Below are 13,883 nucleotides of genomic sequence, written 5' to 3'. Positions count from 1 at the left end.
AAAAAGAGTCGTGCTAGCAACTCGACTCTTTTGGATATTTAATCAATATTGTGATAAGCGTTGTAAACCTCTTGGCGTTTTAAACCATAGGTTTTAGCAACTTTTTTGATGGCTTGATTTGTTTTTTCTCCTGAGGCAATCAAGTCATTGACCAAGTCTAGAATGTCGCTCAGAGCCACACTTTCTTGGGGAATAGCTGTTTCATCTTGCCCCGATACAATCAAAAGACACTCCCCCTTCAAAGGCACTTGGGTGATATGCTCCATGATTTCTGAAATCGTTCCTCGTTGGTATTCTTCGTAAATTTTGGTTAATTCACGGACAAGAACGATGGGGCGGTCGCCATAAATGTCCTGCATATTGCTAAGCGTATCCAACACGCGATAAGGTGATTCATAGAAAATTTGCGTTTCAGGATAGGCTTTCTTGCTCTCAAAAAATTCTTTTTGCTGCCCAGCTTTTCTGGGAAGAAAACCGTAGAACACATGGGGTTGAGGCGCCAAACCACTGGCAATCAATGCGGTAATACCAGCCGATGCCCCTGGCAAAGAAATGACAGGAATGCCTTCTTCGATAGCTGCCTTGACCAAATCATGACCTGGGTCAGAAATGGACGGCATCCCTGCATCAGATACCTGTGCCAAACGTTTGCCGTCTTTTAACAGGGCAATCAACTCAGGAATTTTGTCATAGGCATTGTGCTCGTGAAAACTAATCTGTTTTACCGGTATATCAAAGTGTTTCAGCAAAATTCCTGTGTTTCGAGTGTCTTCTGCACAGACAAAATCCACCGTCTGCAAAACCTCAACCGCTCTAAAAGTCATGTCTTGAAAGTTGCCGATAGGCGTTGGGACAAGATACAATTCACCTGTCGTAGAAGCGTTATGATAACTTTTTTGGACCTGCATCACAACCTCACTCTCTATCTAGCACTTCCATACAAAACATGCACTCCTCATCATTTTCACGACGTTGTCCGTAGTAATCGTTGCAGATGTGGAAGCCATCGTGGTAGATGCTTTCAATATAGCGTTTTCCTTGTTTAGAGGTCTTAGCCGAAGCATTTTCTTCCAATTGGGCAAGGCGCGTTCTTAATTTATCATTTTCAAGACGCAATGCGGTGTTTTCTTCCAAAAGCGATTGGACTTGTTTTTTCATGGCATCAATTTCAGCCAATGTAATCATCAAATTTTGCGAAAAACCGTCAAAAGCATCAAATAATTTTTTCTTATCCATATCGTTTGACCTCATCTAAAGTATATGTTAATAGGGCGTGTTTTTCAGGAAATTTCACTTTAATGGTATCTGAAAAGACGTCAATGCTGGCCACACTTCCCACACCTTCTGCCGTTTCGATGTCACTTCCCACATCAGGGAATTTTTCCTTGGCTTCTCTGTAAAAATCATCCTCAAAACTCAAGCAACACATGAGGCGACCACAGCGACCAGTTGTCTTGCCTGTGCTCAGTGACATGCCTTGATTTTTAACCATTTTGATGGAAACAGGTGGAAATTCACCCAGAAAAGTTGAGCAACAAAGCGTACGACCACAAGGGCCCAAACCGCCGTAAACCTTGGTTTCCTCCCGATTGTTAATCTGTCTTAATTCAATCCTTGTCTTGAAATGACTAGCCAAATCACGCAGCAATTTTCGAAAATCAACCCGTTCTTCCGCCGAAAAAGTGATAAGCACATAATCGCGCTCCAAAGGAAAGACGATATCAATGACCTTCATCTGCAATTGATTGAGAGCAACCAAGTGATTGACAGCCTCAAAAGAGTCTTTGGCAAAGGCTTTATTGTCTTGATAATGCTTGATATCCTTGGCATCAGCTGCTCGCGAAATCACATCCATTTCAGCTGGTAATTTTGTGTCGTCAATGTCCTGATTTTCGCAGACCACTTCTGCTAAGCGATTGCCTTTTTTGTTTTTGACAACCACCAGCTCGCCAAGTTTGTAGCAGCGATTAGGCAAGACATAGGCAATGCCACCTGTTTCTTTATATTTGATACGCAATACTTCTGTCATGAAACCACCATATATTCTAATACGTTTTGAAAACTCACATTACTTTTCCACATTTGCTGAGCTTGATAAGCCTTTTCCAAATAAACCAAAGTTTGTTTGCGCTCGAGGTGTTTGGATAAATACAAAGTCAACAACTGAAAAGCCAACTCTTGCTCGCTTTTTTCAGGAGCCAACTTCACCAACCCATTGACTTCCAAATAAGCCGTATCCGTGTCTTTAAACAAGGTAGCGACAAAACGCTCGCTCGCTTGCAACAACTCCTCAACCTTTTTATCCTGTATCAATTTTTCAAGGTGTTGGGGTGTCTTAGCCAAGGCAACCAAAATCTCTGCCTGTGTCTTTAAAACACCAGCTTCTTCAGCCTGTTTGCGTAATAGCGCCTCGTTTTTTGGAAAACGAATGACTTGGGTACGGCTCTTGATGGTTGGCAAGACCTTGCTTTCATCACTCGTCAGCAAAATCATATAAGACGAACTTTGCGGCTCTTCAATGAATTTTAACAGACTATTAGCGGCGTTTGGATGCATCTTGTCACAATCCTGAATGATAAAAACTTGCGATTGGCTCTCAAAACCTGAGCGTGAAAAGTCTCGCAACAAGTCACGAATCGTATCTGTTTTAATAACTTGACCTGTTGGCTTGATTTGTTTCACATCTGAAAATTCATTCTCAGCGATGAGAACACATTCACGGCACTTGCCACAAGGCAAGCCATCTTGAAAATGCTCACAAAAACGGCTTTTAGCTAAGTAAAGGGCAAAGTCCAAGCTCGCAAAATCTCCAGAAAAAAGATAGGCATGGCTCATCCTATCTGACCTTAAGATGTGATTGAATTCCTCAAAAAGATGAGGCTGCAAGCTTTCCAAATCCATTTTCATTTTCCTACTACCTACGCTAAGTGTTGTAAAATCACCTGATACACCTCTTCAACGACGCTGTCCAAGTCACGTGAGGCATCGATGGTCACAATACGGTCTTTTTCCTGTTCTGCCAAACGCAAATAGCCTTGACGCACGCGTTGGTGCATATCTAATTTTTCCAAATCCAGACGATTGACCTCACGTTCAGCATTTTGAGCAATGCGTTGCAAGCCAAGTTCTGATTCGATATCCAAATAAATGGTAATATCAGGTTTACGACCGTCTGTTGCAAAATCATTGAGTTGTGTAATGGTCGCCTCATCCAAACCACGCCCTGCGCCCTGATAAGCAATCGAGCTATCAATAAAGCGGTCAATCAGTACAATCTTCCCATTTTCCAAGGCTGGCAAGACTTTTTCCACATAGTGTTGACGACGTGCTGCCATATACAAAAGCAATTCCGTCTTATAGTCCATATTAACGTGATGGACGTCTAAAATCACCTCTCGAATCCGCTCTGCAATCGCCACACCACCTGGCTCTCGTGTCGCCAAGACACTAAGCCCTTGCGCTTGCAATAGTGGAATGATGCGTTCTAAAACGCTGGTTTTACCAGATCCGTCAGGTCCCTCAAAAGAGATGATTACTCCGTTTTTCATGAAAATTCCTTCCAAACTTATTACTTCTATTCTATCAAAAATATAGCAAAAAGGCACTACCGAATATGGCAGCACCTAAATAGACTTGTGTAACAACCTAGCTAAATCCTTGTTAATCCAATGATTTGGCTTCTGTCAATTCAATAGAATCCACTTGAATACCCTTGGCCAGCAAGGCTTTTTCTAAATGCGATGGATCCACTTTTCCGTCAATTTGAATTTCAATAGCAACTTTACCAGACTTGCGTGTGGCAACCACCGTGCGTTTGATATTTAGATTATCCGCTGAAATGGTTTCTGTGATTTTAGCCAGAGTGCCCACAGTATCATCTGCTGAGATAATAACCCGCACCCCTTCTTCGCCATATCCTGAAATTTCAAGAAAGGCTTTGAAAACATCTTTATCGGTGATAATACCATGTACGCGATTGTTTTCCACAACAGGCAAAATACCAACGTGATTTTTCATCATGAGGTAAATCGCATCTTCCAGCCTATCGTAAGGGGAAACCGTCACCACTTCTCGAATCATCACGTCACGAATCTTGGTTTTATTGAGCAGATAATTCATTTCATAAATGGACAAGCTCGTTGCTTTAGAAGGGCTAGCTTCTGCCATGGTTCTTTCAGTGACAAGACCGACAAGTTTATCGTTTTCAATAACAGGCAAGCGGCGTAACTTTTGCTCGCGCATCATATCAGCCGCGTGCGCTACTGTCGTATCAGGCGACACATAGACAACTTTTTTCGTCATAAAATCTTTTACTGGCATATCATTTCTCCAAATCCTTTTTTCGCAACTATTATACCATATAACGCTTTCTTTTGATATCAGGGAAATGGTTCATGCTAGTTGCAGTCAAGTGATACTATTGGCAATTATCACTAGCTTCCTAGATAAGCTTTACGCACTTCTTCAGAAGCCAATAATTCTTCACCTGTTCCTGACAAGACAATCTTACCTGTTTCCAAAACGTAACCACGGTTAGCGATGGCTAAGGCTTTGTTGGCATTTTGCTCAATCAACAAGACTGTTGTTCCTTGTTTTTGGATATCTTGGATAATGTCAAAGATTTCTTGAATGAAAATTGGCGACAATCCCATTGATGGTTCATCTAAAAGCAATAATTTGGGTTGACTCATCAAGGCTCTTCCCATAGCAAGCATTTGCTGTTCACCACCTGACAAGGTTGCAGCGTCTTGTGATTTACGTTCTTCCAAACGTGGGAAACGGTCAAAAATTTTCTTCAAATTCTTTTGATTTTCTTCACGGTCACGGCGTAAAAAGGCACCTAGTTCAAGGTTTTCTAAAACCGTCATTCCTGGAAAAACGTGTCGGCCTTCAGGAACTTGCGACAAACCAGAAGCCACAATTTTACGAGCTGGCTCTTTCTGAATCTCTTTTCCTAAAAAGCTGATTTCGCCAGCACTTGGACGCACCAAACCTGAAATCGTACGGAGAATAGAGGTTTTACCAGCTCCATTAGCACCGATAAGGGTCACGACTTCGCCTTCATTGACTTCAAAAGAAACATCCTTAACCGCTTGAATCACACCGTAATGCACAGACAAGTGGTCCACTTTTAACATCGCCATTACCCTTCACCTCCTAAGTAAGCTTCAATAACACGTTGGTTGGTCTTGATTTCGTCTGGTGTTCCTTGGGCAATCAGACGACCATATTCAAGCACATAGATGCGCTCTGTTACTTCCATGACAAGGCTCATATCGTGTTCGATTAGCATAATCGTGATATTAAATTCGTCTTTGATTTTGCGGATGAGTTCTGTCAATTCTGCTGTTTCTTGCGGGTTCATCCCTGCTGCTGGCTCGTCCAAAAAGAGAATTTTGGGTTTGGTTGCCAAGGCACGCACAATTTCCAAACGGCGTTGTTGCCCATAAGGAAGATTTTTAGCAAGAGTATCAGCTTCTGTTTCCAAATTGAAAATAGCCAATAAATCCAAGGCCTTTTGACACAATTCTTCCTCGCTTTGGTAGTATTTTGGCAAGCGCAAGAAACTAGCTAAAAGATGCGGAGAGGTTTGATTAGCCATCCCAATCAAAACATTGTCCAAAACCGTCATTTCCTTAAACAAACGAATGTTTTGGAAGGTACGCGACAAGCCCAAAGACGCAATTTTATAAGGTTTCATGCCATTTAAAATGGTACCATCAAGTGACACAGTTCCCTCACTTGGCTCATAAACACCTGTTAACAAGTTGAAAAGTGTGGTTTTTCCAGCACCGTTTGGACCAATCAAGCCAACCAATTCACCTTCATTGAGATGCATGGTAACATCACCTACGGCTGTCAATCCGCCAAAATTTTTGGTGAGCTTTTTAACATCAAGAAGTGCCATTACTGCTTACCTCCCTTAGTTTTGTTAAAGAATCGAGATAACGTGAATTCCTTCGTTCCCAAAAGTCCTCCTGGTCGGAAAATCATAACCAAAATGAGGGCAAGAGAATAGATAATCATACGAAGATTTGAGATATTTTGCAAGAACATATTCAAAATACCTAGGGCAACCGCCGCTAAAATCGTTCCTGTAATAGAACCAAGTCCACCAAGAACGGCGATAATCAAGTAGTCGATAGATTTCATAATGGTGAAATCTTTAGGAACAACTGTACCGATGTAACCCACATAAAGCGAACCTGCGATAGATGAAATAATAGCCCCCATCACAAAAATCAGCACTTTCATCTTGGTCACGTTGACACCCATAGCTTCGGCTGCAATTTCATCTTCACGAACGGCAATCACCTGACGTCCCATTGATGAACGTAGGAAATTCAAGACTAAAATGGTAATCACCACAACAAAGGCAAAGATAACAGGCCATGTAGTATAAGGTAAAATACCAGTCAAACCAGCAGCTCCGTTAGTCAAATCGCCACCATTGACAATCAAGATACGGATAATCTCAGCCATACCCAAGGTTGCGATGGCCAGATAGTCCCCCTTCAACCGCAAGGTCGGAATCCCAAAAATAAGGGCAACCACAACGGCAATGAGAACCCCAACGAGCATTGATAGGTAAAAGCCACCGTAAGTTGGATTTTGCTGAGTCATGATGGCTGTTGCGTAAGCACCGATAGCCATGAAACCAGCCTGCCCCAAGGTGAATTGCCCTGAGAAGCCAAGAACCAAATTGGTTCCAAGCCCCATCAAGATACTAATACCAATCCCCATCAAAATTTGCACGTAGTACAAGTTTAAAATATTTGTGCGGGTTAAAACCTCTAAAATGGCATAAAGAACAACAATCAAGGCCAGCCATGAAAGATTTACTTTTAGATTTTTTTTCATTTTCTACACCTTTTCTTTTACGTTTTTACCGAGAATACCAGCTGGTCTTACTAATAAAATGATAATCAAAACACCGTACACAACGATATCACGATAGCTTGAAAGATTTAGAGAAATGGATAACGTTTCCAAAATTCCAATGACAAAACCACCTAAAGCAGCCCCTGGAATGATACCAATACCACCGAGAACGGCAGCGACAAAGGCTTTAATACCTGGAGTCATTCCCATCAACGGCTCAATTGAATTGTAGTACAATCCAATCAAGACACCTGCAGCACCAGCTAGTGCTGAACCAAGAGCAAAGGTAAAGCTGATGGTTGAATTGACGTTAATCCCCATCAATTCTGCTGCGTCGCTGTCAACAGATACTGCACGCATGGCTTTCCCCATTTTCGTTTTTCTAACGATAATTTGAAGAGCCACCATCAAAACAAGAGCCACAATAAGGATAAGCAACTGAATATTTGTTACAGTAATCGAACCAATGTGGTAATTGACAATTTTAATAGCTTGTGGGAATGAACGCGTGTTAGCACCGACCAAAAAGACCATGCCATACTCCAGCAAGAAGGATACCCCAATTGCTGTAATCAAAGCAGAAATACGTGTCGAATGGCGCAAAGGTCTATAGGCCAGAAATTCGATAAGCATCCCAAAAATAGCCGTTGTAATCATTGTCACAATCAAAGCCATCCAAAGATTCATGTGCAAAGCGCTAATCGCATAATACCCAATGAATGCCCCCAGCATATAAATATCGCCATGAGCAAAGTTAATCAATTTAATAATCCCATACACCATGGTGTATCCAAGGGCAAGTAAGGCATAGATACTGCCCAGAATAATACCATTAACCAGTTGTTGGGGAAGTTGTTCTAAAAACATATAATACCAAACTTTCTAGTGATGTGATATAAACGTTGCAAAAAACATTCGTTAGTTTTTCCCATTGATTTCGACTGCTTCAGCTGAGGCTTCTGCACCATTTTCCATCTTAACCATCAAAGCGGTTTTGATTGGATTGTGATCTTTATCAATCGTCATGGTACCAGTCACCCCGTCAAATTGAGAGAGTTTCGCCAAATTATCAGCAATGCCAATAGACGTTTTAGCACCTTTGGCAGCTTCTGCAATCATGTAAACCGAATCATAAGCCAAGGCTGCAAACATATTAGGCTCAGAACCGTATTTTTTCTTGTAAGCTTCAATAAATTGCGTTGCTTTATCTGAAAGAGCTGTTTTGGTAGAATAACCTGAAACGTAGTAAACGTCGTGTGTATTGGCCACACCAGCCAAGTCACCAAAACTATCGTCATTAAATCCGTCAGGACCCAAGATTGGCACTTCAATGCCCATATCACGCGCTTGTTTTGTAATGATACCTGTTTCTGTATAGTATCCTGGCATGACAATCGCATCATAATCCAAATCTTTGAATTTTGTCAAAGCTGATTGGAAATCCTTGTCGCCTGAGGCAAAAGTGGCCACCGTTACGATTTCACCTGGGTAAACTCTTTGAAATTCTTCGGCAATCCCTTTGGCATAGTCACTTGAATTGTCATAATAAAGAACGACTTTTTTAGCATTCAAGTTTTGGTAAGCGTATTGAGCAAGAACCTGACCTTGGAAACTGTCTTGGAAAGTTGTACGGAAAATGTATTTTTTCACGCCATCTTTGTCAATGGTCAAATCATCTTGCGTACCACTAGGCGTCAATAAAGGGACACCCGTTTTTTGAGCATTCAAGCTGGCTGCTGCTACGGCACCTGATGTCGCTGGGCCAATCATTGCATTTACTTGGCTTTGAACCGCTAAGTTTGTAGCAGCTGTTGATGCTTCCGCATTTTCCGATTTATTATCCTTGGTGATGACTTCAATCTTTTTGCCGTCAACCCCGCCAGCCTTGTTGATTTGCTCAACTGCTAGGTTAATCCCGTTTTTTTCGGCATTACCGTAGGCCGCAACCGAACCTGTCAATTCCAAATTGACACCGATTTTCAACGTATCGCCAATGGTTGTTCCTGTGGCGTTTGCGGTAACATCTGGCGACTTATTGCAACCAACTAAAACAAGGGCTGCTAAAAAAGGCAACAGAAATGTGGTAACCTTTTTATTCATAGCATCTTTCTCCTTCAATACCTGATAATTCAGATAAAATATACTGAATTATCAGAAAATTTTTTATATTAAATAAATTTTAGTTATCAGAAATTATATTATATCAAAAATTTTCCAGATTGCCTACAAAATTTTGGTTAATATTGTCCAATTGTGACAATGAAACTGATTTCACAAATTTCAAACGGGCAATTTCGTCTGCAATGGCTGGCGCATCGGCCTTATTGACATACAAAATTTGATAGTGCATTTTTCTAGAATGATAGAGGACATCGCCGTATTTTGCCAACTTTCGCGCATCACGATTATAATACAAATAAACGATAATCCCTTGTCGTTCCGTCTTTTCAAACATAGCTTATCCTCCTTTATGATGGCATTGGTGATGAGATGAGTGGGCGGCTAGGGGCAGTCCCGTATCCACAAAAATAGCAGATGAAATCACTGACGAGATGTCTTGGGTCAATTCTGCTAAAATCTTTTGCACCGCAACTTCACTTTGCCGCAAAGCACTCATTTTCTCATGCATATCAATTGTTCTTTTTGTTTGAACCAATTGACGACGCAAGGTTTTGACTTCAGGGCGAAAAGCTGCATAAGTCTCAACAGCCTCATATTCTTGCCGCAGGGCTTGAAAAACTGCAATGTCTTCTTGCAAAGCCTTATCTGAGAGAAAGACTTGCCGCACCGCAAGGTAATCTTGTACGCTATCTAAGGCTAAAAAGGCTGCAACAACCTCATCAATCGCATCATCAATGGCTAATAATTGGTCATCAATTGTCAACATAAATCGATTATACCATATTTGTCTGAAAATGTACCCTCACCTTGTTTTCAAAATAGCACAAAAAAAGCCTGCAAGAGCAGACTTTTATGATAAGGCTTATGCCTTAGTTTAATTCGTTGTTGACCATGATTTCATCGATGAAGCCATATTCAAGGGTTTCTTGGGCACTCATCCAGTTATCACGTTCAGCATCAAGGTGAACTTTTTCAAGCGGTTGTCCTGAATTATCCGCCAAAATTTGTTCTAAGTTTTGACGTGTTTTCAAAAGGTGTTCAGCAGCAATAGCCATATCTGTTTGTTGTGTACCGCCACCAGTACCACCCATTGGTTGGTGAATCATGTATTCAGCATTTGGCAACATGAAACGTTTGCCTTTAGCACCTGAAGAGGCGATGATGGTACCCATAGATGCTGCCATACCCATAACGATAGTTTGAACATCTGATTTGATGAAATTCATTGTATCCACAATCGCCAAACCAGCAGATACTGAACCACCAGGAGTATTGACATAGAGGTAAATGTCTTTAGTATTGTCTTGGGCGTCAAGGAATAAGAGTTGAGCAATGATTGAATTTGCCATATTATCTTCAACAGGTCCAGTCAACATGATAATACGGTCTTTCAATAAACGTGAATAAATATCGTATGAACGCTCACCGCGGCTTGTTTGTTCAATTACTACAGGAATCATAAATATTCTCCTTTTTTAAATAGTCAGAGCAAGCTGTTTATCAAGGATTGTGCTGTGCTCGATTGATATGAGTTTATTATAGTCAATTGGTCAACAAAGGTCAAATAAAAACGTCGCTTTTTAAAAACTTTCTAGCCGAAACTAGAAAGTTTTCTGAATATTATTTTGTTCCAAATAAGCGGTCACCAGCATCGCCAAGACCTGGAACGATGTAGCCGTGTTCGTTTAGTTTTTCATCCAAAGCGGCGGTGTAGATATCCACATCTGGATGAGCTTCTTGCAAGGCTTTGACCCCTTCAGGAGCAGATACGAGGCAGACAAACTTAATGTTAGCAGCACCACGTTTTTTCAAGGAATCCACTGCTAAAATGGCTGAACCACCAGTGGCCAACATTGGGTCAACGACGAAAATTTGACGTTGGTCAATATCTTCTGGCAATTTCACCAAGTATTCAACAGGTTGTAAGGTTTCTTCGTCACGATACATACCAATGTGACCAACCTTGGCTGCTGGTACTAGACTAAGAAAACCGTCAACCATCCCAATACCTGCGCGCAAGATTGGAACGATAGCTAATTTTTTACCAGCCAATTGTTTTTGAACTGTCTTTGTAATAGGTGTTTCGATTTCGACTTCTTCTAAAGGAAGGTCACGTGATACCTCATAACCCATTAACATGGCAATTTCATTAACCAATTCACGAAAATCTTTGGTTGACGTTGTTGAGCGACGCAAAATAGACAATTTGTGTTGAATCAATGGATGTGAGATAACTTGAAATTTTCCCATAATTCTACTCCCTTTTTCATTTTTTGGTATAACCCTATCAATTATATCAGAAATACGAAAAATATGCTCATGATTGACTGACAAATGTCATCATTTTTGTGCCTTTGCTCAGCTAATATTTTGTTGATGAGAAAGATTAAGTTCGGTTAATAATTTGGTTTGGTATTGTTTAAAGGTCATGCCTGTCCAGCGTTTAAAGGCTCTTAGTAAGCTTGAACTTTCAGCATAACCAAGCAAGTATAAGATATCCTCAGTAGATAGACGCAATTGCAGATAGGAGCAGAACATGGCTTTTTGCACTTCTTGCAGTTCTTTATTAAAGCTAGTCCCTTCAGCGACGAGTTTACGTTGTAAGGTTCTTGAGCTAGTGTCTAAACGTTTAGCAAGGGTGTTCAAATCTCCCTTACCGCTAGGGATACTGCGTTTGAGTTCTCGGCGAAGTTTTGCTGTCATGCTATCTTCTGCTACTGGTGAAAAGGTATAGTTTTGGTCAAATAAGGATTCTAAGTAAGACCACATCATGTTGTGAGAAGGAGAGAAATACCTTTCCAAATCGGCTTTAGCCAGCAGCATTTGATTATCTGCATCTATTTGTATCGGACAAGCAAATGTGTCATGTAAGATATCCTCGTAAGGATAAGGAGTAGTGACTGAAATGGGATGAATATCAACGCCCGTTCCAGTCCTCAAAACATCTAATAAAAGCAATTGCTGATTAATAATGAGAAAACGTGGTAGAGGCTTGTCAGGTAGCATATAAGAAAACTGAATAGAAATAGTGTCCCCTAAATCCTCCACATGAACAAGGGCAGATCCATTGCTTTTTCGATAGGTTTCAATGCGTTCCAAGGCCTCTAAACCATTACGGCAAGACAAGGCTGAAAAATAGGGAGGAACCAGCATTTTGACGTTAACTAGCTGACTAATCGAATAAATGACCTCATCTGAAATCTCTTCTTCCAATATTTTAACCAATTTCAAGTATTGAGCGGCATCGTATTCGATTTCGTCTTGCCAAAATTTATTGGGCAGCTCGGCTTTTTCCAAAATATCTCGCATTTGAATATTTATGGAAGACAGGAAACTTTGAAACTGTGGTGTAATGATTAACTTCATCTTTGGCGTGCTTATCCTTTTTAAGAGCGGACGATGCTAATCGTCAGTTGAATTTTTGTATTCGGTGATGGTCATTCCAGTCCATTTTTTGAAGGCGCGTGAGAAAGAAGAAACTTCAGCATAACCAATCAAATACGCGACCTCATCAGTAGTCATTTCTGGTTTTTTCAAGTAACTTAATGCTAATAATTTTTGAACGTTTTGCAATTCTTGGTTGAATTTGGTACCTTCAGCACTCAAGTTACGTTGTAAGGCGCGGCTGCTAATACCCAAGGCTACTGCGATATCCTCAACTGAGAATTCCCCACTTGGAATAGCTTTGTAGAGCATTTGTTGGACAACACCTGTAAAGCTTTCACCAGAAATAGCTTCAGCTAGGCGTTCTTTCAATTGCGGCTCCAAATAATCCAGCATGATGTTGTTAGCTGTGATAAATGGGCGTTCTAAGTCAGCCTTGTTGAAGATAATTTCATTACCTTCGGTGTATTCCACGTGGCAACCAAATGATTCTAAGGCTTCTTGACCGTATTCGAAAGGAACCCCTATACGAACAGGTTTGATGGCTTCACCTGTTCCTGTCCGAATCATATCCAAAATCAAATGTTGCTCATTTAAGACCGCAAAGCGTGGCAATTCCAAGCCTGTGTAATCGTAACGGTAGCTCACTCGCACCAAATCATCAAAGGTTTCAATATCCACAATGATTGGTCCTGTGATGCGTTTAAATGTTGCAAAATGCTTGATAGCCATCAAGCCGTTTTTTGACGACAAAGCGGCAAAAAACGGTGGCATCATCATTTGGATGTTTTTCAGACAGCTCATTTCTAAAATTTGCTCATCCGTCAAGAGTTCGTCCAAAGCGGTTAATAAATGGAAGTAATCAAGTGTTGATAACGCGAATTCTTCTTTTTGATAATCTTCTTGATAGCGCAGTGACTCAGGTAATTGGTCTAAGTCAACATCAATGCTTTTTAAAAATTGAAAATATTGGTCACTCACACTTAATTTCATAATTTATTTCCCCTTAATTAGCTTGCGTGTTTCATAATATAGTCAAATAGACGAGTTGGTAAGATAGTGTGTAGGAAGACAAGTGGTTTAGCTCCCATACCAATCAAGTAACGTGGGCGAGGACGACGGCTGTTGACCGCTTTTGAAATCGCACGTGAAATGATTTTTGGATCAGACATCATGTTACCTGAATATTGGCTACGCATACCTTTTGCTGCTTTTGTAGCTTGTTCTTCGTAAGCTCCACCTTTTGCAGATGCTTCCAATTTGTCAGCTGCGATGAAGCCCCAATCCGTTTTGATACCACCTGGTTCGATGATTGAAACGTCAATACCAAAGTCAGAGGTTTCCATACGAAGAGCATCAGACAAAGCTTCTACGGCGTATTTTGTTGCATGGTACCAAGCACCAAAGTAAACCACCCATTGATGAAACGTTGATGATGCGTCCTGATTTTTGTTTACGCATATGTGGCAATACTAGTTGAATCAATTCCGCTAAAC

Annotated in this window: 17 protein-coding genes and 1 pseudogene; all 18 read right to left on the bottom strand. The window is 40.9% G+C overall.

What is annotated here, in order from left to right; genetic code table 11:
* Positions 1-38 precede the first annotated feature (38 nt).
* Positions 39-908 (bottom strand): 16S rRNA (cytidine(1402)-2'-O)-methyltransferase, encoded by an 870-nt coding sequence (rsmI, locus tag B3R79_RS00675; RefSeq protein ID WP_293693155.1) that lies wholly within the window; start codon positions 906-908, stop codon positions 39-41.
* Positions 909-915: 7 nt separating this feature from the next.
* Entirely contained in the window at positions 916-1,236 is a 321-nt protein-coding gene (yabA, locus tag B3R79_RS00670) for a DNA replication initiation control protein YabA (protein WP_154454576.1), read from the bottom strand.
* A complete protein-coding gene (ricT, locus tag B3R79_RS00665; protein WP_204984256.1) occupies positions 1,229-2,029 on the bottom strand; it encodes a regulatory iron-sulfur-containing complex subunit RicT in 801 nt (266 codons plus the stop codon). The genes yabA and ricT overlap by 8 nt, the downstream gene beginning before the upstream one ends.
* Positions 2,026-2,901 carry a DNA polymerase III subunit delta' gene (locus B3R79_RS00660; RefSeq protein WP_293693154.1) on the bottom strand — a complete coding sequence of 292 codons (876 nt, stop codon included), beginning with the start codon at positions 2,899-2,901 and terminating at the stop codon, positions 2,026-2,028. Before B3R79_RS00660 ends, ricT begins: the two co-directional genes overlap by 4 nt.
* A gap of 17 nt (positions 2,902-2,918) precedes the next feature.
* The gene (gene tmk / locus B3R79_RS00655; protein ID WP_168260454.1) at positions 2,919-3,548 is read right to left on the bottom strand and encodes a dTMP kinase; all 630 of its coding nucleotides are present in this window, start codon (positions 3,546-3,548) and stop codon (positions 2,919-2,921) included.
* A 112-nt stretch (positions 3,549-3,660) separates the two neighbouring features.
* Entirely contained in the window at positions 3,661-4,320 is a 660-nt protein-coding gene (locus B3R79_RS00650) for a CBS domain-containing protein (protein ID WP_154454572.1), read from the bottom strand.
* 113 nt (positions 4,321-4,433) lie between these two features.
* On the bottom strand, positions 4,434-5,144 hold the full coding sequence (locus tag B3R79_RS00645) for an ABC transporter ATP-binding protein (protein ID WP_293693153.1): 711 nt from the start codon (positions 5,142-5,144) through the stop codon (positions 4,434-4,436).
* Positions 5,144-5,908, bottom strand: coding sequence for an ABC transporter ATP-binding protein (locus B3R79_RS00640; protein ID WP_293693152.1), 765 nt, complete (start codon positions 5,906-5,908; stop codon positions 5,144-5,146). The genes B3R79_RS00645 and B3R79_RS00640 overlap by 1 nt, the downstream gene beginning before the upstream one ends.
* The gene (locus B3R79_RS00635; RefSeq protein ID WP_154454569.1) at positions 5,908-6,861 is read right to left on the bottom strand and encodes a branched-chain amino acid ABC transporter permease; all 954 of its coding nucleotides are present in this window, start codon (positions 6,859-6,861) and stop codon (positions 5,908-5,910) included. Before B3R79_RS00635 ends, B3R79_RS00640 begins: the two co-directional genes overlap by 1 nt.
* A 3-nt stretch (positions 6,862-6,864) precedes the next feature.
* Positions 6,865-7,749, bottom strand: coding sequence for a branched-chain amino acid ABC transporter permease (locus tag B3R79_RS00630; protein WP_168260452.1), 885 nt, complete (start codon positions 7,747-7,749; stop codon positions 6,865-6,867).
* Positions 7,750-7,800: 51 nt separating this feature from the next.
* Complete coding sequence (locus B3R79_RS00625) at positions 7,801-8,982, bottom strand: ABC transporter substrate-binding protein (RefSeq protein ID WP_293693151.1); 1,182 nt, start codon at positions 8,980-8,982, stop codon at positions 7,801-7,803.
* Between the two features lie 103 nt (positions 8,983-9,085).
* Positions 9,086-9,337: a DUF2129 domain-containing protein gene (locus tag B3R79_RS00620; protein WP_154454566.1), complete on the bottom strand. Its 252-nt coding sequence runs from the start codon at positions 9,335-9,337 to the stop codon at positions 9,086-9,088.
* A gap of 3 nt (positions 9,338-9,340) precedes the next feature.
* Complete coding sequence (locus B3R79_RS00615) at positions 9,341-9,769, bottom strand: YlbF family regulator (protein ID WP_154454565.1); 429 nt, start codon at positions 9,767-9,769, stop codon at positions 9,341-9,343.
* A 103-nt stretch (positions 9,770-9,872) separates the two neighbouring features.
* A complete protein-coding gene (locus B3R79_RS00610; RefSeq protein ID WP_154454564.1) occupies positions 9,873-10,463 on the bottom strand; it encodes an ATP-dependent Clp protease proteolytic subunit in 591 nt (196 codons plus the stop codon).
* Positions 10,464-10,623: 160 nt separating this feature from the next.
* On the bottom strand, positions 10,624-11,253 hold the full coding sequence (upp, locus tag B3R79_RS00605; protein WP_154454563.1) for a uracil phosphoribosyltransferase: 630 nt from the start codon (positions 11,251-11,253) through the stop codon (positions 10,624-10,626).
* A 108-nt stretch (positions 11,254-11,361) separates the two neighbouring features.
* Positions 11,362-12,369 carry a helix-turn-helix domain-containing protein gene (locus tag B3R79_RS00600; RefSeq protein WP_293693150.1) on the bottom strand — a complete coding sequence of 336 codons (1,008 nt, stop codon included), beginning with the start codon at positions 12,367-12,369 and terminating at the stop codon, positions 11,362-11,364.
* 36 nt (positions 12,370-12,405) lie between these two features.
* Positions 12,406-13,380 carry a helix-turn-helix domain-containing protein gene (locus B3R79_RS00595; RefSeq protein WP_293693149.1) on the bottom strand — a complete coding sequence of 325 codons (975 nt, stop codon included), beginning with the start codon at positions 13,378-13,380 and terminating at the stop codon, positions 12,406-12,408.
* 17 nt (positions 13,381-13,397) lie between these two features.
* Positions 13,398-13,883: pseudogene (locus B3R79_RS00590) on the bottom strand (SDR family NAD(P)-dependent oxidoreductase); the annotation flags it as partial.

This window comes from Streptococcus sp. UBA3373, assembly GCF_002360305.1.
Lineage (GTDB): Bacteria > Bacillota > Bacilli > Lactobacillales > Streptococcaceae > Streptococcus > Streptococcus alactolyticus.
This window is presented reverse-complemented; position numbering and strand designations above follow the sequence as displayed.